Origin of the sequence: Sphingobium sp. (assembly GCF_033795625.1) — a bacterium.
In the GTDB taxonomy this organism is placed as follows: domain Bacteria; phylum Pseudomonadota; class Alphaproteobacteria; order Sphingomonadales; family Sphingomonadaceae; genus Sphingobium.
On sequence record NZ_JARYGI010000026.1, the window covers coordinates 1 to 18,390 of the forward strand.

Annotated in this window: 23 protein-coding genes; 11 read left to right on the forward strand and 12 right to left on the reverse strand. The window is 63.8% G+C overall.

Annotated elements, in window-relative coordinates:
* The coding region (locus QHC67_RS13010) for a transposase (RefSeq protein ID WP_319294955.1) at window positions 1–690 on the reverse strand (690 nt) is incomplete at its 3' end.
* A 161-nt stretch (window positions 691–851) separates the two neighbouring features.
* On the opposite strand from QHC67_RS13010, the gene QHC67_RS13015 reads away from it, so the two are divergent.
* Window positions 852–1,274 carry a hypothetical protein gene (locus QHC67_RS13015; protein ID WP_319294957.1) on the forward strand — a complete coding sequence of 141 codons (423 nt, stop codon included), beginning with the start codon at window positions 852–854 and terminating at the stop codon, window positions 1,272–1,274.
* A gap of 121 nt (window positions 1,275–1,395) precedes the next feature.
* Here QHC67_RS13015 and QHC67_RS13020 read toward each other — a convergent pair whose 3' ends face one another.
* From QHC67_RS13020 to rpmF, 6 genes are all read right to left on the reverse strand, one after another.
* Window positions 1,396–1,677, reverse strand: a complete 282-nt coding sequence (locus QHC67_RS13020; RefSeq protein WP_319294959.1) for a DUF427 domain-containing protein — start codon at window positions 1,675–1,677, stop codon at window positions 1,396–1,398.
* Between the two features lie 170 nt (window positions 1,678–1,847).
* Window positions 1,848–2,246: a MerR family transcriptional regulator gene (locus tag QHC67_RS13025; protein ID WP_319294961.1), complete on the reverse strand. Its 399-nt coding sequence runs from the start codon at window positions 2,244–2,246 to the stop codon at window positions 1,848–1,850.
* Between the two features lie 50 nt (window positions 2,247–2,296).
* Entirely contained in the window at window positions 2,297–2,593 is a 297-nt protein-coding gene (locus tag QHC67_RS13030) for an integration host factor subunit alpha (RefSeq protein WP_319294963.1), read from the reverse strand.
* Between the two features lie 160 nt (window positions 2,594–2,753).
* Window positions 2,754–3,722: a beta-ketoacyl-ACP synthase III gene (locus QHC67_RS13035; protein ID WP_319294965.1), complete on the reverse strand. Its 969-nt coding sequence runs from the start codon at window positions 3,720–3,722 to the stop codon at window positions 2,754–2,756.
* Window positions 3,719–4,804, reverse strand: coding sequence for a phosphate acyltransferase PlsX (gene plsX / locus QHC67_RS13040; RefSeq protein WP_413818540.1), 1,086 nt, complete (start codon window positions 4,802–4,804; stop codon window positions 3,719–3,721). Before plsX ends, QHC67_RS13035 begins: the two co-directional genes overlap by 4 nt.
* Window positions 4,805–4,840: 36 nt before the next feature.
* On the reverse strand, window positions 4,841–5,020 hold the full coding sequence (rpmF, locus tag QHC67_RS13045) for a 50S ribosomal protein L32 (protein WP_319294967.1): 180 nt from the start codon (window positions 5,018–5,020) through the stop codon (window positions 4,841–4,843).
* A 234-nt stretch (window positions 5,021–5,254) separates the two neighbouring features.
* Here rpmF and QHC67_RS13050 point away from each other — a divergent pair, with 234 nt between their 5' ends.
* On the forward strand, window positions 5,255–5,686 hold the full coding sequence (locus QHC67_RS13050) for an MAPEG family protein (RefSeq protein WP_319294969.1): 432 nt from the start codon (window positions 5,255–5,257) through the stop codon (window positions 5,684–5,686).
* A gap of 21 nt (window positions 5,687–5,707) precedes the next feature.
* On the opposite strand, the gene QHC67_RS13055 is transcribed toward QHC67_RS13050, so the two are convergent.
* Entirely contained in the window at window positions 5,708–6,373 is a 666-nt protein-coding gene (locus tag QHC67_RS13055; protein ID WP_319294971.1) for an MBL fold metallo-hydrolase, read from the reverse strand.
* 353 nt (window positions 6,374–6,726) lie between these two features.
* On the opposite strand from QHC67_RS13055, the gene QHC67_RS13060 reads away from it, so the two are divergent.
* Window positions 6,727–7,635 (forward strand): transposase, encoded by a 909-nt coding sequence (locus tag QHC67_RS13060; RefSeq protein ID WP_319294973.1) that lies wholly within the window; start codon window positions 6,727–6,729, stop codon window positions 7,633–7,635.
* A gap of 151 nt (window positions 7,636–7,786) precedes the next feature.
* On the opposite strand, the gene QHC67_RS13065 is transcribed toward QHC67_RS13060, so the two are convergent.
* Window positions 7,787–8,452, reverse strand: a complete 666-nt coding sequence (locus QHC67_RS13065) for a S24 family peptidase (protein WP_319294975.1) — start codon at window positions 8,450–8,452, stop codon at window positions 7,787–7,789.
* A 128-nt stretch (window positions 8,453–8,580) separates the two neighbouring features.
* On the opposite strand from QHC67_RS13065, the gene QHC67_RS13070 reads away from it, so the two are divergent.
* Together QHC67_RS13070 and QHC67_RS13075 are read left to right on the forward strand one after the other, a co-directional pair.
* Complete coding sequence (locus QHC67_RS13070) at window positions 8,581–8,769, forward strand: hypothetical protein (protein ID WP_319294976.1); 189 nt, start codon at window positions 8,581–8,583, stop codon at window positions 8,767–8,769.
* Window positions 8,766–9,104 carry a hypothetical protein gene (locus tag QHC67_RS13075; RefSeq protein WP_319294978.1) on the forward strand — a complete coding sequence of 113 codons (339 nt, stop codon included), beginning with the start codon at window positions 8,766–8,768 and terminating at the stop codon, window positions 9,102–9,104. The genes QHC67_RS13070 and QHC67_RS13075 overlap by 4 nt, the downstream gene beginning before the upstream one ends.
* Before the next feature lie 11 nt (window positions 9,105–9,115).
* Here the strand turns inward: QHC67_RS13075 and QHC67_RS13080 are convergent, their stop codons facing one another.
* A complete protein-coding gene (locus tag QHC67_RS13080) occupies window positions 9,116–10,129 on the reverse strand; it encodes a hypothetical protein (protein WP_319294980.1) in 1,014 nt (337 codons plus the stop codon).
* The gene (locus tag QHC67_RS13085; protein ID WP_319294982.1) at window positions 10,126–11,349 is read right to left on the reverse strand and encodes a TIGR04063 family PEP-CTERM/XrtA system glycosyltransferase; all 1,224 of its coding nucleotides are present in this window, start codon (window positions 11,347–11,349) and stop codon (window positions 10,126–10,128) included. Before QHC67_RS13085 ends, QHC67_RS13080 begins: the two co-directional genes overlap by 4 nt.
* Before the next feature lie 93 nt (window positions 11,350–11,442).
* On the opposite strand from QHC67_RS13085, the gene QHC67_RS13090 reads away from it, so the two are divergent.
* From QHC67_RS13090 to QHC67_RS13100, 3 genes are read left to right on the forward strand one after another with little or no spacing between them, the layout of a single operon-like run.
* On the forward strand, window positions 11,443–11,574 hold the full coding sequence (locus QHC67_RS13090; protein ID WP_319294984.1) for a hypothetical protein: 132 nt from the start codon (window positions 11,443–11,445) through the stop codon (window positions 11,572–11,574).
* Window positions 11,567–12,928, forward strand: coding sequence for a putative O-glycosylation ligase, exosortase A system-associated (locus QHC67_RS13095; protein ID WP_319294985.1), 1,362 nt, complete (start codon window positions 11,567–11,569; stop codon window positions 12,926–12,928). Before QHC67_RS13090 ends, QHC67_RS13095 begins: the two co-directional genes overlap by 8 nt.
* The gene (locus QHC67_RS13100) at window positions 12,925–14,007 is read left to right on the forward strand and encodes an acyltransferase (protein ID WP_319294987.1); all 1,083 of its coding nucleotides are present in this window, start codon (window positions 12,925–12,927) and stop codon (window positions 14,005–14,007) included. The genes QHC67_RS13095 and QHC67_RS13100 overlap by 4 nt, the downstream gene beginning before the upstream one ends.
* Here the strand turns inward: QHC67_RS13100 and QHC67_RS13105 are convergent.
* Window positions 13,964–14,521: a type 1 glutamine amidotransferase domain-containing protein gene (locus QHC67_RS13105; protein WP_319294989.1), complete on the reverse strand. Its 558-nt coding sequence runs from the start codon at window positions 14,519–14,521 to the stop codon at window positions 13,964–13,966. The genes QHC67_RS13100 and QHC67_RS13105 overlap by 44 nt on opposite strands.
* 175 nt (window positions 14,522–14,696) lie before the next feature.
* Here QHC67_RS13105 and QHC67_RS13110 point away from each other — a divergent pair, with 175 nt between their 5' ends.
* The 3 genes from QHC67_RS13110 (at window position 14,697) to QHC67_RS13120 (ending at window position 18,381) form a co-directional block, all read left to right on the forward strand.
* Complete coding sequence (locus QHC67_RS13110) at window positions 14,697–15,866, forward strand: mechanosensitive ion channel family protein (RefSeq protein WP_319294991.1); 1,170 nt, start codon at window positions 14,697–14,699, stop codon at window positions 15,864–15,866.
* A 1-nt stretch (window position 15,867) separates the two neighbouring features.
* Complete coding sequence (locus QHC67_RS13115) at window positions 15,868–17,370, forward strand: hypothetical protein (protein ID WP_319294993.1); 1,503 nt, start codon at window positions 15,868–15,870, stop codon at window positions 17,368–17,370.
* A 198-nt stretch (window positions 17,371–17,568) separates the two neighbouring features.
* On the forward strand, window positions 17,569–18,381 hold the full coding sequence (locus tag QHC67_RS13120; protein ID WP_319294995.1) for a ferredoxin--NADP reductase: 813 nt from the start codon (window positions 17,569–17,571) through the stop codon (window positions 18,379–18,381).
* Window positions 18,382–18,390 lie beyond the last annotated feature (9 nt).

Consider the following 18,390-nt stretch of genomic DNA (forward strand, 5'->3'; position numbering starts at 1 on the left):
CAGCGATATTTGGCGGTCTGGTGACGCCAGCATCTGCGCCTCCAGTCCATCGAGGCGCTCCATCTCCTGTTCGAGCCTCGTGATTTTCTCCTTGAGCCTGTCCGTCTTGGCCACCAGCGCATCCGTCGGCTCCTGCCGGTCGGCAGTATCCAACTGGGCCAGATAGCGAGCAACGCTTTCCTCGATCTGCTGACGTCGTCGCTCCAGTTTGGCTTTGGTAAAGTTGCGGTCCCGGTTGTTCACCGCCTTGAACTTGCTGCCGTCAATGGCGACGCTTCCACCTGCCAGCAGCCCCATTTGGCGGCAGAGCAGGACGAAGCGCCCGCAGACCTGCCGGATCGCTTCGCCATTATCGCGGCGAAAGTCAGCGATCGTCTTGTGGTCGGGCACGAGCCGCCCGATCAACCACATCAGTTCGACGTTCCGGTCGGCCTCACGCTCCAGGCGGCGGCTCGACTGGACCCGGTTCAGATAGCCGTAAATATAGAGCTTGAGCAAAACCGAGGGATGATAAGCGGGTCGGCCCGTCGCAGCAGGCTCGACACCGGCAAAGCCGAGCTCTCCAAGATCGAGCACTGCGACAAAGGCATCAACCGCCCGAACCGGATTGTCCTCTGCGATCCAATCATCAACACACGGCGGGAAAAGTGTCGTTTGGCTACGATCCGCACCGGTGATGAAGCGACCCATTTGACCCTCCAGACTGTCGCCTCATCATAGCATATTTAACGCGTTTCCACACAGTCTGGACCAGAAATTGCCATTGCGAGGGGCTGAGGCTGCACTTGGTTGCGGACATCCGCACCCCCGCCTAAACCAATGGTGAAATCAACATTTAAGGATCGAGCGACTTGAAGAACAAGGCAAACCTGTCTGACCTTGTAAAAATACTGTGTGGAGCGATTCTTGCTACCGCTAGTGTACCCACCAAGGCACAGGCTCCAGCGGATACCCCGCTCGAAGCTCCGCCGACTGCGGAAAAGGTGATTGCCTATCTCCTCAAGGGCGGCACGCCTAATCCTGACCGGCAGTTTCGTTTTCGTGGTCTTCCTATAGAAGATCGCCAAGGCCTTAGGTTCAGCACGTATGAGAATGTTAACTGCACAGAACCGTCACGTTACCGGGCGCGGACTTATTGGCGATGCTTCTATACCATGACAGCGTTCACCCGCTCCGGCAAAAAACTGACTTCCACCGCCTGGGAAATCTTAGCTCACGACGGCGAAGGTGGAGTACAGCCTATCATGTTGGAAACGAGGTCTATGAACAAATAAGTTGCGGTCGCCTTTAGGTAAGCGCACTGGCTCGGCCGTCTGCCTCGTTCGATTGTTGCGCGAGTCCTTGGGGCAGCTTTCCTCGATTTGAGCCCTATAACGGACGGTCGCCTAACCACCCTTAACCGACCTCCACACCCTTCCAGAACGCAATATGGTCGCGGATATTCTCCGCTTTGGGCTTGGGATCGGGATAGTACCATGCGGCGTCGCGGTTCTCGGAGCCCGCAACATGCAGGCTGTAGTAATGCGCGGTGCCTTTCCAGGGGCAGATCGTCGTCGTGTCGCTCGGCCGCAGCACCGAAGGATCGACGGCATCAGCCGGGAAATAGTGGTTGCCTTCAACGACAACTGTGTCGTCGCTGCTAGCGATCAGGGTGCCATTCCAACGTGCTTCAACCATGATGTTCTCCTTGAAGACCAACAGGTCGGGCACGGGCCGGTCCAATTCAAGGCTCAGCCGTAACTCTTCGTGAAGAGCAGCATCAGCCAGGCGTGGGCCTTCCTTCCCGCAAGGGCGAGAGAGGGCAATAGCGCAACCTCCGCTCTACCCAGAACCCCAAAAGCCCGCCCTCAGCCGAGCGCGGAGACCAACTGGTTCCGTATCGCTTCAAGCCTGGAAATCAGCGCGACTTGGTCGCTATGCTGCGGCGCGGGAGTGGCGGCTTCTTCGGGCGGAGGCACGACAGCCACAGGCAACGCCCGCACTTCCGCCGGACCTTGTCCGGGCCCTTCCACCAGCGCCTTCTGGGCGCCGCGAACGGTAAAGCCCTGCACATTCAACAGTCGGTGTATTCGCCGCGCCAGTTCCACGTCCGCCGGGCGATAATAGCGCCGGTTTCCCGATCGCTGCAGCGGCCGCAGTTGCGGAAAGCGGCTTTCCCAATAGCGCAGGATATGCTGCGGTACGCCAAGCTCCGCCGACAGCTCTCCGATAGTCAGAAATGCACCTTCGGCTTTCATGACGATCATGTTGCACCGCGCAGGTGCAGGCCGTCAACCGATTAGCCGCTCACCTGAGATCAGGCGCGGGCGATCCGTTCGCGCATGGACTGGCTGGCCCGGAACGTGAGCACGCGCCGCGGCGCAATTGGCACTTCCACGCCCGTCTTCGGGTTGCGGCCGACGCGCTCGTTCTTGTCGCGCAGCACGAATGTGCCAAAGCCTGAGATCTTCACATTCTCGCCCTCGGCAAGTGCGCTGCACATCATGGCCAGGATCGATTCCACCATTGCCGCGGAGTCCGCGCGCGACAATCCTATATGCCGGTTCAGCGATTCCGCTAGATCGGCTCGTGTCAAAGTAGCATTGTTCGTCATCAAATCCCCACCCGATGCAAACCCCCAAAGTCACACGGGAGAACCCGTAACGACCCGCTTGATGTGGCGGATTTTCAGTGCCTTGGCAAGCTATACGATCGATAAACAAGAGCCATTCCGGGCGCTGTCCCGGACAGGGACGGTGCACGGTCGGGCCGTATTACATACGAAGGACGCATGCTCCCCAGGTAAAGCCGCCGCCCATCGCTTCCAGCACCACCAGATCGCCGCGCTTCACGCGCCCGTCGCGCACCGCCACGTCCAGCGCCAGCGGTACCGAAGCCGCCGATGTGTTCGCGTGACGGTCCACCGTCACCACGACTTTCTCGGCCGGAAGCCCTAGTTTCCGGGCAGTTGCATCCAATATGCGGGCATTCGCCTGATGTGGCACGACCCAGTCTACATCGGCGCTCGTCAGCCCAACTTCTTCCAGTGTCTCGCCCATCACCGCCGCCAGGTTGACGACCGCGTGGCGGAACACTTCCTTGCCCTTCATGCGCAGCTTGCCGACCGTGCCCGTAGTCGACACGCCGCCATCGACATACAGCATGCCGTTGTGCCGTCCGTCCGCGTGCAGCTTCGTCGCCAAAATGCCGCGCTCGCCGTCTTCGCTACGCTCCGCGCCCAGCACCACCGCGCCCGCGCCGTCGCCGAACAGGACGCAGGTCGTGCGGTCCTCCCAGTCCATGATGCGGCTGAAGGTCTCCGATCCGATCACCAGCGCCTTGGTCGCGCTGCCGCCCCGGATCATGCTGTCGGCGACCGACACCGCATAGAGGAAGCCCGAGCACACCGCCGCCACATCGAACGCCACGCAGTCATCGATGCCCAGCGCCGCCTGAACCTTGGTCGCCGTCGCAGGGAAAGTCTGGTCCGGGGTCGCCGTCGCCAGCACGATCAGGCCGATCTCGCTCGCCTCGACGCCCGCCGCCTGCAGCGCATTGCGCGCCGCCTCGGTCGCCAGCGTCGCCGTCGTCTCATCGTCGCCAGCAATGTGCCGGTTGCGGATGCCGGTCCGCTCCACGATCCATTCGTCGGACGTGTCGACGGTCTCCGCCAGTTCGGCGTTGCTCACGGCGCGGCGCGGCAGCGCGGACCCGGTGCCCAGCAGGACGGAACGGCAGATCATTTCGCGGGCTGCTCCTTGGGCCGCGCCGGACCCTTGCGGGCGGCGGGAGGGCTCGCGGAGAGCCCCTCGATATTCGCCAGATCCTCGGCAATGCGCCGGGTGATGTCTTCTTCCAGCAGGCGCGCGGCGACATGCACTGCATTGGCGACGCCCTTCTCGTTGGCGCTGCCATGGCTCTTCACGACCACGCCGTTGAGGCCCAGGAAAACCGCCCCATTGTGGTTGTTCGGATCGAGATGATGCTTCAGCAGGTACATGGCGGGCTTCGAGATCAGGAAGCCGATCTTCGACCGGATCGAGCTGGTAAAGGCGTTCCGCAGCACATCCGTCACGAACCGCGCCGTGCCCTCGGCGGTCTTCAGCGCGATGTTCCCGGCAAAGCCTTCGGTCACGACCACGTCGGTCTCGCCGGTGCTGATCTTGTCGCCCTCGATAAAGCCGTCGAAGGAGAGCGGCAGGGCCGTCGCGTCGCGCAGCATAGCCGCAGCATCGCGAATCTCGTCCGTGCCTTTCATCTCCTCGGTGCCGATGTTCAGCAGGCGCACACGCGGCTTCTCAAGGTCCAGCACGCTGCGGGCATAGGCCGCGCCCATCACCGCGAACTGCACCAGATTGCGCGCATCCGATTCGGTGTTCGCGCCCAGGTCCAGCATCACGACATCGTTGTCGCCTAGCGTCGGCAGCAGCGCCGCCAGGGCGGGCCGGTCGATCCCCGGCATCGTGCGCAGCGCGAGCTTCGCCATCGCCATCAGCGCGCCGGTATTGCCCGCAGAGACCGCCGCCCCCGCCTTGCCCGCTTTCACCGCCTGAATGGCAAGGCCCATGGACGTGTCCTTGGACTTGCGCATCGCCTGGCTCGGCTTGTCGGTCGCGGCAACGACGTTCGGCGCGTGCACCACATCGGATGCCGCGCGCAGGTTCGGGTGCTTTTCGAGAGCGGCGTTGATCTGCGCCTCATCGCCGAACAGCGTGAAGCGCAAACCCTCGTGCCGGTGGCGCGCCAGCGCGGCGCCCGCGATCATCACGCGCACGCCTTCGTCGCCGCCCATCGCGTCGATGGCGATTCGCGGCTGCTGGCTCACTGAAATCCCCCTGGAACGGAGAGAGTTATGGGTGCTTTACGCGCCGGCTGCGACGACTTCGCGGCCATTATAATGGCCGCACGCAACGCACAGGTTATGCGGGCGCTTCAGTTCACCACAGTTGGTGCATTCCTGAAATGCTGCGACCTTCAGCGTATCGTGGCTGCGACGCATACCACGCTTTGAAGGGGACGTTTTCCTCTTGGGGACAGCCATGTCGGCACCTGTTTCCGTATGTTAAAGTTCGATGCGAACGGCCGGAACGCAAACCAGATGCTGACGGCCAATCGAGCCGCAGACCCATGCGGCCCGGAATATCGCGAAGCCCTGCGCCTATAGCGCTTTTTGCATGACGTGCAAGAGGTTCCTTGCTGATCCATTGCGCTGCCCGGCCTTGCCCCGGCTGGCATGAAGAGGCACTATCGCTGCTTACCTCGGGGGAAACACGTCATGTTCTTGCCTATCACGCTGACCTTCGCCGCGGCCGCCGCATTGCTGAACTTCTGGCTGGCCATGCGCATCAGCCGCATGCGCAGGTCGGAGAACGTGCTGTATGGCGACGGGGGCAATTCCGCGCTCACGAAGCGAATGCGAGCGCAGGCCAACTACGTGGAATACACGCCCTTCATCCTCATCCTGACGGCGCTGCTCGAATTGGCCTGGAATAGCCCGACCTGGCTGTGGATCGTTTCGCTCGTTTATATCGTCGCCCGAATCGCCCATCCGTTCGGCATGGACGCGGACCACCCGGCGAAGACGCGCATATTCGGCATCATCGTGACCTGGCTGGTCGTCCTGACGCTCTCGGGCGCGGCGCTCTACACCGTTTACGCGGGAACCGAAGAACACGTCGTCCCGGATACGATTAGCGCCACCGTCTAGAGCGCCTCTTCCCCGTCACTCCTAAGCCCCAATCCCCGTAACCTGATCGGCCACGAACGGATTGGACCGCCGCTCATGGGCAAAGGTGCTCATCGCGCCATGCCCCGGCACGAATGCCGTATCACCGCCCAGCGGCCACAGCCTGCCGGTGATCGCGTCGATCAGGTCCTGATGATTGCCCATCGGAAAGTCCGTCCGCCCGATCGATCCCTGGAACAGCACGTCGCCCACGATCGCCAGCTTGGAGGGCGCATGGTGGAACACCACATGGCCGGGCGTGTGGCCAGGGCAATGATAGACGTCCAGCACCAGATCGCCGACCGTCACCGTGTCGCCATTCTCCAGCCAGCGGTCAGGCTCGAACACGCGCCCGTCGACGCCATATTTCCGCCCGTCCTCCTCCAGCCGCGAGATCCAGAAGCGATCTGCCTCCTGCGGCCCCTCGATGTGCACGCCAAGCGCCTTCGCCAGCGTCCCCGCCTCGCCGCAATGATCGATATGGCCGTGGGTGATCAGGATCTTCTCGATCGTCACGCCCTGCTGCTGCGCCGCCGCCTTCAGCCGCGCCAGATCGCCACCCGGATCGACGAACGCCCCCCTGTTGGTGGCGGTACACCAGAGCAGCGTGCAATTCTGCTGCAAGGGCGTGACGGGGATCAGGACGGCTTTAAGGGGCGGATTGCTCATCGCCCGGATGTGGCGAAGCTTTGGCGAATGCGCAAGGTATAGAGCATGACGATCACGGCCACCCTCCTCTCCGTTCGTGCTGAGTAGAGACTGAGCTTGTCGAAGCCTGTCCTTGCATATTGGTGCTGGCATTCATTTCAGCGTTGGCTGAATTGATGCCAATATATCCGGGGTCATGACCCCGGATATATTGGAGCGGACAGGCTGTGCCTGTCCTTGGGCATAAAGCTCGCGATTCTCAGCAAAGCCGTCCGCTCCATCTATGCTCGTCTCGAACGGTTGCCAGAGCCTTGAGCTCGCATGCAAGGTGGAGAAACATGATGTCAAACAACAGCCAATATGTTGCGGTCGATGTGTCGAAGGCGGCGCTCGATATTGCCATGCCTGGTGCGAACCGGGTCTGGCGCAGCGCCAATACGCTGTCCGGTATCGCGGCTTTCAGAAAGCGGCTCGGGATCTTGGAACAGCCCCATGTCGTCTGCGAGGCAACGGGCCGCTACGGACGGTTGCTCGCCCGGCAGATGGGGAAAGCTCACATTCCCATGAGTATCGTCAACCCCAGGCAGGTTCGCGATTTTGCGCGAGCAACGGGCCAACTCGCCAAGACTGATGCGCTTGACGCTGGCATCATCCTGCGCTTCGCTAATGCGATGCAGCCCGCCCTAACACCGCCAACACCGGAAAATCAGGCGCGTCTCGCCGAACAGGTGCGCAGAAGGCGGCAACTGGTCGAAATGCTGGCTACCGAAAAACAGCGTCTCTCAGGTCTCGATGACGCCGACACGCTGGCTTCGATCCGCGAGCATATCGCCTTCCTACAAGGTCAGATCGGCCAGTGTGATACGCGCATAAAGGCGGAGATTTCGGCCGATGATACGCTTGCGCGCAAAGCTGTTCTGCTGGAAACCATTCCAGGCATTGGCGCCACAACGGCCGCTGTACTGATCGCCGAACTCCCGGAACTCGGCATCGCCGACAAAAAGCAGATCGCAGCCCTTGCCGGCGTCGCTCCCATGAACCGCGATAGCGGACAGTGGCGCGGTCAGGCGCATATTACCGGCGGCAGGCTCTCCGTTAGATGCGCGCTCTATATGGCAACCCTGCCCGCAATCCGCTTCAATCCAACCATCCGCGACTTCTATCAACGCCTCCGCGCCGAAGGCAAAGCGCCAAAACTCGCCATCACCGCCGCCATGCGAAAACTCCTCATCATCGCAAACGCCATCGTCCAACAAGATAAACCATGGGCCAATCCCGCTTGACACTCAATACGGTTGCTGAGCGACTGCCTTGGCAATCAGCCGAAGGGGCTCGTATCGAAGCATCTGCGCCAAGCTTCAATCCTTCGACACGCCATTTCGACAAGCGCATTGGCTACTCAGGACGAACGGCATCGGGACAAAACACCATCCCTCATCCTACCCGCCGCCCGGTCCAAATCACGCGCCCAACGATATCCACCAGCCCCGGATCGATGTCGTCCCAGTTCGGAAAATGCGGATTGTCGCTCCGCACCGAAAAGCGCCCGCGCTTCGGCCCCATCGCCACGCGCTTCACCATCAGCACGTCGTCCAGCCGCAACACATAGATGCCGTCGCGCAGCCGCGCCGCGCCGTCCGCGCCGTCGACCATGATGTCGTCGCCATCGTTCAGAGTCGGGGCCATCGATTCGCCGTCCACCCGGATGATCGACAACGCATCGCCCTTCACGCCCATGTCGCGCAGCCATGCGGCATCGAATGCCATCGCCCCCGAAGCCCGCTCATCGTCGTCCAACGACCCCACACCCGCCGAAGCTCCAAGCGACAGACGCGGCACGGTCACGATCGGCAACGACCGCTTCTTCACCGGCACCTGCGCGCGCCCCTCCTCCGGCCCGCCCAGCAGCCGCTCGTCGACGCCGAAGTACCGCGCCAGCGTCCGCCGGTCCGCCTCGTCCAGCTTCCGGGGGGTACCGCGCTTGATATATTGCTGGATATAGGCCGGATTGCGCCCGATCAGGCGCGAGAGCGCCTCATACCGCTCACGCCGTTCGGCGATCAGTCGGTCCAGCGCATGACGTGCGGAAACATCGTTCATGCCACTCTTATAGAAATAGGATTTTCCCTAGACAAGTAGGAAAATGAGTTTGAAATAGGAAAAACCCTATCCGGTTCGACTCAAAATGCGGAACGGTCGGGAGCGAACGAAGGGAAGGAACGAGAACCATGCATCTGCTGCGCCGCATCGAAGTCTTCATCAGGGAGCATGATATCCCGCCGACGCGGTTCGGGCGGGAATCCGTGCGCGATCCGCGCCTCGTGCTCGACATGCGCAATGGTCGCGAACCGGGGCAACGGATGAAATCCCGTGTAGAACATTTCATGAACAAATACAAGGAAGGGGCAAAGCCTTGAGCCGCCACACACCCGTTCGCGCCGCGCAGCCGCTATCGACCCGCCGCCTGCTCCGCTCGCTGCTCGACCTGACGGGCCCCGACGTGCTGGCGCATTGCAGGGAGACCACGCCCTGGGCCAGCGCCCTCTATGACGGCACCCGGCACCTGATCGAACTGGAACTCACGGGCGAGGACGCGGCCCTGCGCGCAGAGGCGCTGGCGCAGCTTCTACCGAACGCCGAATTCCTCATCATGGGGAACATCGTCGCGGATCTGGCGGTAGACGAGCATGTCGTGCTCGACGCGCAGCGCCACCGCCTCGACCTCTCAGTCCTCACCATAGCCGACGCCTGAGGCGCGAAGGCTCAGCGCGTCGTGATCTGCTGCAACGTGCCCAGCGCCTGGCGCAGCGCTTCGTCGATATCCGCGTCCACGCCTGCCCGCACATCGACGCGGGGCATGGGCGGGATATCGGCCAGCACGCGCGGCTCGGCAGGCGCTTCACCGGCGCGGTTGCGGCCCGTCTCCGCCAGCACATCGCCAACCTGCTTCACGGCCGCCGCAGATTGCGCCAGCGCCTTGCGCCGTGCGATGCCATGCTCGAACCGATCGACCAGTTCGGAGATGCTGAGGCTCTCCAGCGGCGCCCGCGGGACCTGAACGGGCTCTTCCTCCACAGGTAAGGCCATGATCGCTTCGGTCAGGATCGCGCGATCCTCCATCGGCTCGGGCGCGCGCGGCGCGGACGTGTCACCGAATGGGCTGAACGTGACAGGCTCGGCCTCGATGCTCTCTGTGACCGGAGCCTCCACGATCTCTTCCGCAAAATCCAGCGCATCGGCCATGTCCGTGATCGCCTGCGGCTCATAGACATCGGCGGCCGGGAACGGCGCGGGCCCGGCAAGGATCTCCGCTCCCTCAAAGTCCCGGCTGGCGAAGATCGGACGCCGCGCAGGCGCATCGGGATGCGCGTCCGCCCGGCGCAGGACCGGCATGGCCTCCGCCTCGTCCGCTCCTTTACTGCGCCGACTCCGCGTGAACGACGTCAGCTTGCCCAGTGCAAAACCCATAGCGCCTCTTCCCTCTGTCAAATTCCCGACCGGCGCACCGGCCTCGTCTCGATGATGTCCACGCGGGTCGAGCGTCAGCGACACCCCCATGCCCGCCAGCGCGGCAAAGCCCGCCAGTATCGCCCGCGCCGAAAAGCCGAGCGGCGGCGCGGCAGCGGGCACGATCTCCGAAAGCCCGGTGGACGCCACCACCAGCTCGATCAGCGGAATCGGCACGGACAGCATCGCCAGCGCACAGGCGCTCGCCGCAAACAGCGCCATCAGCCGCCGCCTGCGCGTTTCCCGCGCCTGTTCCCGCCGCACGCTCATGCTGCCTTCGCCCTGCGATGATCCGCCAGCAGCCGGTGATAGACTGGCTCATAGCGCATGATGTTGCTCGCCCAGTTGCGCTCCCGCTCCACGAAGCTGCGCGCGACGGCACGACGCTCATCCCACCGCGCCCGCTCGCCGAACACGCGATCCAGCGCCCGCGCAATCGCCTGCGGATCATCGGGCGCGAACAGCGTGCCCGTCACGCCGTCCTCGATCAGTTCGCGATGCCCGCCCACGCTCGACGCGGCGACCAGACGCCCCTGCGCCATCGCCTCCAGCGGCTTCAACGGCGTCACCAGGTCGGTGAGCCGCATCGCCTTGCGCGGATAAGCCAGCACATCGATCAGGCTGTAGTAATTCTCCACTTCACCGTGCGGCACCCGGCCGACGAAGACGATATGATCCGCCACCGGCGATGCCGCAGTCTGTTCCCGCAACGCCGCCTCACGCGGCCCGCCGCCGACCAGCAACAGCTTCGCCGCAGGCCGCGCCGCCACCAGCGCAGGCATCGCCCCGATCAGGTCGTCCAGCCCCTCATAATCGTAGAAGCTGCCGATGAATCCCACCACATCCGCGCCATCCAGCCCCAGCCGCGACCGCAGCATCGGATCGGCAGGCACCGGCGTCCCGAACATCTCCATGTCCACGCCATTGGGCGAAACGGCGATCTTCGCCGGATCGACGCCGCGCGCGATCAGGTCGTCCTTCAATCCCTGGCAGATGACGATCACTGCATCGGCGGCGCGCACGACGCGGCTCTCGATCTGCTTGGTCAGCCAGTAGCGCGTGCTGTTCTCGGTACCCGTGCCATTGCCGACCGCCGCATCTTCCCAAAAGGCGCGGATCTCATAGACGAAGGGCAGTCCATGCCGCCGCGCCACGCGCAGCCCCGCCAGCGCATTCAGCACCGGCGAGTGGGCGTGGATCAGGTCCGGCCGCCACTGGCTCACCACATTCTCGGTGGCGTCGGTCAGCGCGGCGATCTCCCGCCACTCGCGGATGATGCCATGGCCGGACGTAATCTCGCCCGGAGTACGATGAAAGGTCAGGCCATCGACGGTCTCGACCATCGGCCCGGCAGCGGTGTGCCGCCGCCCGGTGACGCCGCACACGCTCCACCCCTGCGCCATCTGCGCCCGCAGGATCGCCCGCGTGCGGAAGGTGTAGCCACTGTGCAGCGGCAGGCTGTGATCGAGGACGTGGAGTATCCGGGTCATGTCGAACCCGATCTGCCGGAAAAGGATTAACTTCGCGTCAACCGCGATCCGCTAGTCATTCCCTCAGCCATGGCAACGAACATTCAGCCTTAAGTGATCGACACTTTTTCCCTGCTGGTCAGCCATGGCCTGATCCTGATCGCCTTGTGGCGCCTGATGTCGCGCGACGATCTCGACCGCGAATCGGATGAGACCGGCGCGAAAGGCAACACGCCCGATGCGTGACCTGTTCTTCGTCGCCTTTCTCGGGCTGTTCTTCCTCACCGGCCTGCGCCGTTCGTTCCTGCTCGTCCTGGTCTATGTCTATATCGACGTCGTCTCGCCGCAGCGGCTTTCCTATTTCCTGCTGAACAGCATCCCCATTTCCGCCATCGCCTTCGGCTTGGCCGTGCTCGGCTGGCTGATCGCGGACGATAAGGGGGAGATGCGAATCTCCCTGCGCCAGATGCTGATCGTCGCGCTGCTGATGTGGTGCGGCTACACGACGCTGCACGCGGACTTCCCGCTGGAGGCCGCGACCAAGTGGGATTGGGTGTGGAAGGCGCTGATCTTCGCGATCTTCCTGCCCCTCACTCTGCGCACCAAGTTGCGGATCGAGGCGCTGGCGCTGACTCTCGTCCTATGCGCCAGCTCCATCGTCATCACCGGGGGCATCAAGACTTTGCTGTCGGGCGGCGGCTATGGGCTGCTCAACCTGATGGTCAGCGACAATAGCGGCCTCTACGAAGGCAGCACCATCTCCACCGTCGCCATCGCGATCATCCCGCTGATCCTGTGGCTCACAGATCACGGCACCATCTTCCCGCGCGACCGCCGGGTGAAGATCTTCGGCTGGGCGCTCTCTTTCGCCTGCCTGCTGATCCCCATCGGCACGGAGACGCGCACCGGCCTCCTGTGCATCCTGCTGCTCGCGGGGATGATGATGCTGCACATGAAGCGCCGCCTGCTCTATGGCGCGCTGATCGCCATGGCCGCCATCGCCGCCGTCCCGTTCCTGCCGTCCAGCTTCACGACGCGCATGGACACCATCGAGAATTACCAGACCGACGAGAGCGCCTCGACTCGCGTCGCCGTGTGGCAATGGACAATCGAATACGCCAGGGAGCATCCGCTGGGCGGCGGCTTCGACGCGTATCTCGGCAACAGCTTCCGCTACGAGAAGATGCAGATGGACGGCCCGCCCGGCGCGCAGACCCTGCAACGCACCGAAGTCATCGACAGGGGCCGCGCCTATCACAGCGCCTATTTCGAGATGCTGGGCGAACAGGGCTATCCCGGCCTCATGATCTGGGCGCTGATCCACCTGATCTCGCTTGGCCGCACCGAATGGCTGCGCCGCCACTACCGCCGCAGCGAGGACCCGGCCAAGGCGTGGATCGCGCCGCTGGCGCTGGCGCTCCAGCAGGGCCACCTCGTCTATCTGCTCGGCGCGCTGTTCATCGGCATCGCCTATCAGCCGTTCGTGTTCATGCTGCTGGCCCTTCAGATCGGCCTGTCGACCTATCTCGCTCGCCAGCGCAGCCATGAGGAAGCCGTCCCCATCTTCACCCGCCCGACGGCCAGGGCCGCGACTGCATGACCGGCGAACTGCGCAGCCTCACCGCCGCTCGCGGCCTCGCGGCATGGCTGGTCGTCCTCTACCACATCCGCAGCGGCGCGGACTGGGCGCCGCTCTGGCTGCTGGAGGCCGCCAGCAAGGGCTATCTGGCCGTCGATTTCTTCTTTCTGCTGTCCGGCTTCGTGATCTACCTCTCCGCGCATCGCACGATGCTGCGCGAGGGGCAGGCCGCGATCCTGCCGTTCCTCGGCCGCCGCTTCGCCCGCATCTATCCGCTCTATGGCTTCATGCTGGCCCTGACCGTGCTGTTCGTCCTCGCCCTCCAGCTGACCGGCGGCTCGACCGAGGGCTATCCATGGCGCGAACTCCCGCTGCATATCGCGATGATGCAGAATTGGGGCCTCACCGAGCTGCTTGCCTGGAACCATCCTGCCTGGTCGATCAGTGCGGAGAGCGCCGCCTATCTGCTCTTCCCCCTGCTCGTCCTGCGCACGCCGATAGCCCGCGCGAACCGCACCAGCCTGCTCGGCGCGATGATCCTGACGCTGGGTCTCCTCGGCCTGATCCTGACCGGCAATGGCGAGAGCACGCTGGGCGGATATATCCCCCAATTCGGCCTGATCCGCTGCCTCACCGAATTTGCGTGCGGCGCGATGCTCTGCGCCTTCTGGCTGCGCGGGCCGGATGGTGAAGTGCATGCCTTCGCGATATCGATGGCGGGCGTCGCGATGTTCTGGGGCCTGTGGCTCGCCGGTCTCAGTGGCGAGATATGGGCCTTCCCGGCGGGCGCCGCCTGCCTCATCCTGGCGCTGGCCCACGCCTCGGCCTTCCGCCGTAACCCGTTGCACTGGCACGGTTTTCAGGCACTGGGAGAGATAAGCTACGCCACCTACCTCTCCCATTTCATGCTCTACATCTGGTTCAAGATCGCCTTCGTGCAGGACCCCGGCTCGGTCCCGCCGATGCTGATGCTCGCCTTCCTCGCCCTCACCCTTGCCGCCTCGTTCCTGCTCCATCACGGGATAGAGAAGCCGGGGCGGCTCTGGGTACAGGGCCTTACGAAGCGGGCACAGCCTCGGCTTGCGTCACGGCCTTCTTGATGGCCTCGACGAAGGCCGGGATGTCATCGGGCTTGCGGCTGGTGATCAGGTTGCCGTCCACGACCACCTCCTGATCCACGACATTGGCGCCCGCATTGAACAGGTCGGTCCGCACCGAAGGCCAGCCCGTGACCGTCCTCCCGTCCACCACATCGGCCTCCACCAGCAGCCACGGCCCATGGCAGATCGCCGCGACGGTCTTCCCGCTCTCCATGAAGCTCTCGACGATATCGACGGCCTTCTCGTTCATCCGAAGCGTGTCGGGATTGGCGACCCCGCCCGGCAGGATCAGCGCATCATACTGGTCCGGATCGACATCATCCAACGTCATGTCGGGCCGGATCGTGTCGCCCTTCTCGTCATGCTCCATCCCCTGGATAGGGTCGAGCTTCGGCGAGGCGAGCGTCACTTGCGCGCCGTCCTCCAGCAGGCGGGCGCGGGGTTCGAACAGCTCCGATTGCTCGAAGCCGTCCGTGGCGATGATCAGGAAACGCGTGTCGGCTATGTCAGGCATGACAACCTCCTGTGGCACTGAGGGGAGTTGCCGCATCAACAGGTCGCCTCATGGAAGGTTGCGGAACGAAGCGACGGAACGCGGGTTCAACGCGACATGCCGAATGGGCCGCGTCCGCTGGCATCCGCTGCACAAGCGCGCTATCGTCGCGGCCCTCACCATTTGAAGGAACTTCATGTCCGCCGCCGCCAAGTCCGCGCCCAAAGAACCGCTCGTGAAGATCAACGCACAGCCGCCGGACCTGGACCAAATGTGGCGCAGCACCGCACATTGGTTCGACCTGCACGGGCTTGAGATCCTGATCGCGGCAGGCGCGGGCTTCATAATCTATCTGGCGCTGAACGGCATCAAGCACCTCGCCCAACGCCTGCGCGGCGAGCCGGGCGACACCGCCAGCCTGATGTCGGTCGTCGGCCGCGCCTTTTCCAAGACCACGCATTTCTTCATGATCATGGTCTCGGCGCGTCTGGTCGCGGGCTACGCCAATCCGCCCGAACTGCTGCTCCGCACCATCCAGTTCCTCTTCACGGTCGCGACGGTCTTTCAGGGGGCGATCTGGCTGCGGGAGATCATCCTTGGCCTGATCGAGCGCCGCACATCGGACGATAATGGCAGCGACACGCTGGCCAATGCGATGGGCATCATCCGCATCCTCGTCACCGTCGCCCTGTTTTCCATCGCGATCATCGTCGTGCTCGACAACCTCGGCGTCAACGTCACCGGTCTCGTCGCTGGTCTCGGTGTCGGCGGCATCGCCATCGGTCTGGCGGCGCAGGGCATATTCTCCGACCTGTTCGCCGCCCTCTCGATCATCTTCGACAAGCCGTTCCGCCGCGGCGAGACGATCAACTACGACCAGACCACCGCGACCGTCGAGAAGATCGGCCTCAAGAGCACCCGCCTGCGCGCCGTGACGGGCGAGCGCAAGGTGATCTCCAACGCCAATCTACTGCAGAAGGAAATCACCAACTACCAGCATCTCGACCATCGCCGCATCAAGTTCGCTTTCGGCCTGATCTACCAGACCGACCCGGCGCTGGCCGAGCGCGTGCCCGACATCATGAAGGACATCGTCGAAGCTCTGGGCGGCGTCTTCATTCGCTGCGGCCTCGTCAACTTCGGCGCCAGCAGCATCGACTATGAAGTCGAGTTCGACGTGTTCCTGCCGAACTGGGACGAGATCTACAAGGTCCGGCATCATGTGGCCATCGCCATGCTGAAGCGCTTCCAGGCGGAAGGGCTGGACTTCGCCTATCCCACACAGACCAGTTTCACGGCAGACCCCACCGGCAAGTTCATCATGCCCTATCCCAAGGTCATGCCCGTCAGCGACGTGTCGGGGTGAGATGACGACGGGCTCGCTCGACAGGCTGACCGACTATGACGTGGTCGACCTTGCACAGGATATAGCGCCCGATGCAGCGCCCGCCCTGCCGTGGATCACGACGCGGACGGGCGTCCCCTATTTCCTGACCGAGCAGGGCGAAAGCTGGACCCCCATCGGCCAGAACGACGCCGTGACCTGGCCCGAACTGGCGGGGCTGTTCCGCCGCCGCGACTTGCCCGCCGTCGAGCGGCATCTGCACTGGTTGAAAGACCATGGCGTCACCTGCCTGCGCCTGATGCTGGAATATTGCCATGGCGAGCATCGCTATATCGAGCGGCCTGCGGGGCGCTTTCCTCCGAACATGGTGCGGCTGTGGGACGACATGTTCGCCTTGCTGGAGAAGGTCGGGCTGCACGTTCTGCTTACGCCTTTCGACACGTTCTTCACCTGGGTCAGGTGGCGGCATCACCCCTATAACACGCAGAATGGCGGCCCCTGCGCCAGCCGCCGCCAGCTTCTCACCTGCCCCGCCACGCGCGACGCGATCAAGGCGCGGCTCGCCTTCACCAGCGACCGCTGGGGCGGCAGTCCGGCGATCTTCGCCTGGGACCTGTGGAACGAAATGCACCCGGCGCATGGCGGCGACGATCCCTCCGTCTTCGCCCCGTTCATCGAGGACATCGGCCCCTGGCTCCGCGCCCGCGAGATCGAGCGGCACGGCCGCGCCCACCTGCACACCGTGTCGATCTTCGGCCCGGAACTCATCAAGCATCCCACGCTGGTCGAGCCGATCTTCCGCCACCCCGCTCTCGATTTCGCCAATACGCACCTGTACGAACATGGCACCATCGACGATCCGAAGGACACCGTAGCGCCCGCTCTGGCAGTGGGCCGCCTGATGCGCGCCGCGGTTCAGGACGCCAGCGACGGCCGCCCCGTCTTCGATTCCGAACATGGTCCGATCCATCGCTTCAAGGACAAGAAGACCACGCTCCCAGAAGAGTTCGATGACCAGTATTTCCGCCACATCCAATGGGCGCATCTGGCGAGCGGCGGCGCGGGCGGCGGGATGCGCTGGCCGAACCGCCATCCCCATGTCCTGACGCCGGGTATGCGGCGGGCGCAGCGGGCACTCGCGGAGTTCCTGCCGCTGATCGACTGGACGAGCTTCAAACGCCGCAACCTGAACGAGGAGATCACAGCCTCGCATCCCTCGGTCGCGACCTTCGGCTGCGCGGATGGAAAGCAGGCCGTGCTGTGGCTGCTCCGCACCGACAAGCGGCCAAGGACGCGCATGATCCCCGACGACATTCCGCCTATCACCACCAGCCTGCGCGTGCCGGACATGGAGCCGGGCCGCTACCGCATCACCTGCTTCGACACCTCCGCAGGCACCATCGTCCGGGAGCAGGAGCAGGATTGCCAGGGGCCCTCGCTCGACATTGCCGAAATCTCCGTGGGTCCGGACCTGGCGCTCGCAATCTCGCACCTCGACGGCCCCACCAAAATAGGCAGCTTTTGACGGCGAGAAGAATCCATTTCCCCCACCCCGCTTGCGATTGGCGGCCCGACCGGATAGGGGGCAGCGGCGCGCTTGTTGTGCTGGAGGACGCCACTTGCACGCTGGTTGCGGCGCTCACATCGACGCGCTGCATCTTCGGGCTGCCGGGTTTGTTCCCGGACCACACGGCCTACCATGCAGACCCAGGATATTCGCAACATGAGTGACCGCATCGAAATGCTGCCCCGCCTAGAGCCTTCCGCCAGCCTGACCGTCGAGACGGTGCAGAGCGTGCGCCACTGGAACGAACATCTGTTCAGCTTCACGACGACGCGCCCCTCCAGCTTCCGCTTCCGCTCGGGCGAGTTCGTGATGCTGGGCCTGCAGGGCGAGAAGAAGCCGCTGCTGCGCGCCTACTCGATCGCCAGCCCCGCTTATGCCGAGGAGCTGGAGTTCCTCTCGATCAAGGTGCCCGACGGCCCGCTGACCTCCGAATTGCAGAAGATCCAGTCGGGTGACGAGATCTACCTTGGCCGCAAGCCGACCGGCACGCTGGTCGCCGATGCGTTGATCCCCGGCAGCCGCCTGTTCCTGCTGTCCACCGGCACAGGCCTCGCGCCCTTCCTCAGCATCATCCGCGACCCGGAAATCTACGACCGCTTCGAGCAGATCGTGGTCGTCCACAGCGTCCGCCGCGTCAGCGACCTGGCTTTCCACGATGAGCTGGAATCGAAACTCGCAGGCGATCCGCTGGTCGAGGACGAGGCGAAGGCGCAGCTCCATTACCTGCCCACCGTCACGCGCGAAGAGTTCCGCACGCAGGGCCGCATCGACGCCCTGATCGCAAACGGCAAGCTGTTCGAGGGCGTCGGCGGACCGCACAAGTTCGATCCCGAGACCGACCGCATCATGATGTGCGGCAGCATGGACATGATCCGCGACCTTGCCGCCCTGTTCGAGCGCGAAGGCTTCACCGAAGGATCGAACGCGCAGCCCGGCCAATATGTGATCGAGCGCGCCTTCGTCGGCTGAGCCGGGCAC

Coding starts and splice junctions, on each gene's coding strand:
- QHC67_RS13020 (WP_319294959.1), bottom strand. CDS start 1,677: ATGGTTGAAGCACGTTGGAATGGCACCCTGATCGCTAGCAGCGACGAC.
- QHC67_RS13025 (WP_319294961.1), bottom strand. CDS start 2,246: ATGATCGTCATGAAAGCCGAAGGTGCATTTCTGACTATCGGAGAGCTG.
- QHC67_RS13030 (WP_319294963.1), bottom strand. CDS start 2,593: ATGACGAACAATGCTACTTTGACACGAGCCGATCTAGCGGAATCGCTG.
- QHC67_RS13035 (WP_319294965.1), bottom strand. CDS start 3,722: ATGATCTGCCGTTCCGTCCTGCTGGGCACCGGGTCCGCGCTGCCGCGC.
- rpmF (WP_319294967.1), bottom strand. CDS start 5,020: ATGGCTGTCCCCAAGAGGAAAACGTCCCCTTCAAAGCGTGGTATGCGT.
- QHC67_RS13050 (WP_319294969.1), top strand. CDS start 5,255: ATGTTCTTGCCTATCACGCTGACCTTCGCCGCGGCCGCCGCATTGCTG.
- QHC67_RS13055 (WP_319294971.1), bottom strand. CDS start 6,373: ATGAGCAATCCGCCCCTTAAAGCCGTCCTGATCCCCGTCACGCCCTTG.
- QHC67_RS13065 (WP_319294975.1), bottom strand. CDS start 8,452: ATGAACGATGTTTCCGCACGTCATGCGCTGGACCGACTGATCGCCGAA.
- QHC67_RS13070 (WP_319294976.1), top strand. CDS start 8,581: ATGCATCTGCTGCGCCGCATCGAAGTCTTCATCAGGGAGCATGATATC.
- QHC67_RS13080 (WP_319294980.1), bottom strand. CDS start 10,129: ATGAGCGTGCGGCGGGAACAGGCGCGGGAAACGCGCAGGCGGCGGCTG.
- QHC67_RS13085 (WP_319294982.1), bottom strand. CDS start 11,349: ATGACCCGGATACTCCACGTCCTCGATCACAGCCTGCCGCTGCACAGT.
- QHC67_RS13095 (WP_319294985.1), top strand. CDS start 11,567: ATGCGTGACCTGTTCTTCGTCGCCTTTCTCGGGCTGTTCTTCCTCACC.
- QHC67_RS13100 (WP_319294987.1), top strand. CDS start 12,925: ATGACCGGCGAACTGCGCAGCCTCACCGCCGCTCGCGGCCTCGCGGCA.
- QHC67_RS13105 (WP_319294989.1), bottom strand. CDS start 14,521: ATGCCTGACATAGCCGACACGCGTTTCCTGATCATCGCCACGGACGGC.
- QHC67_RS13110 (WP_319294991.1), top strand. CDS start 14,697: ATGTCCGCCGCCGCCAAGTCCGCGCCCAAAGAACCGCTCGTGAAGATC.
- QHC67_RS13115 (WP_319294993.1), top strand. CDS start 15,868: ATGACGACGGGCTCGCTCGACAGGCTGACCGACTATGACGTGGTCGAC.
- QHC67_RS13120 (WP_319294995.1), top strand. CDS start 17,569: ATGAGTGACCGCATCGAAATGCTGCCCCGCCTAGAGCCTTCCGCCAGC.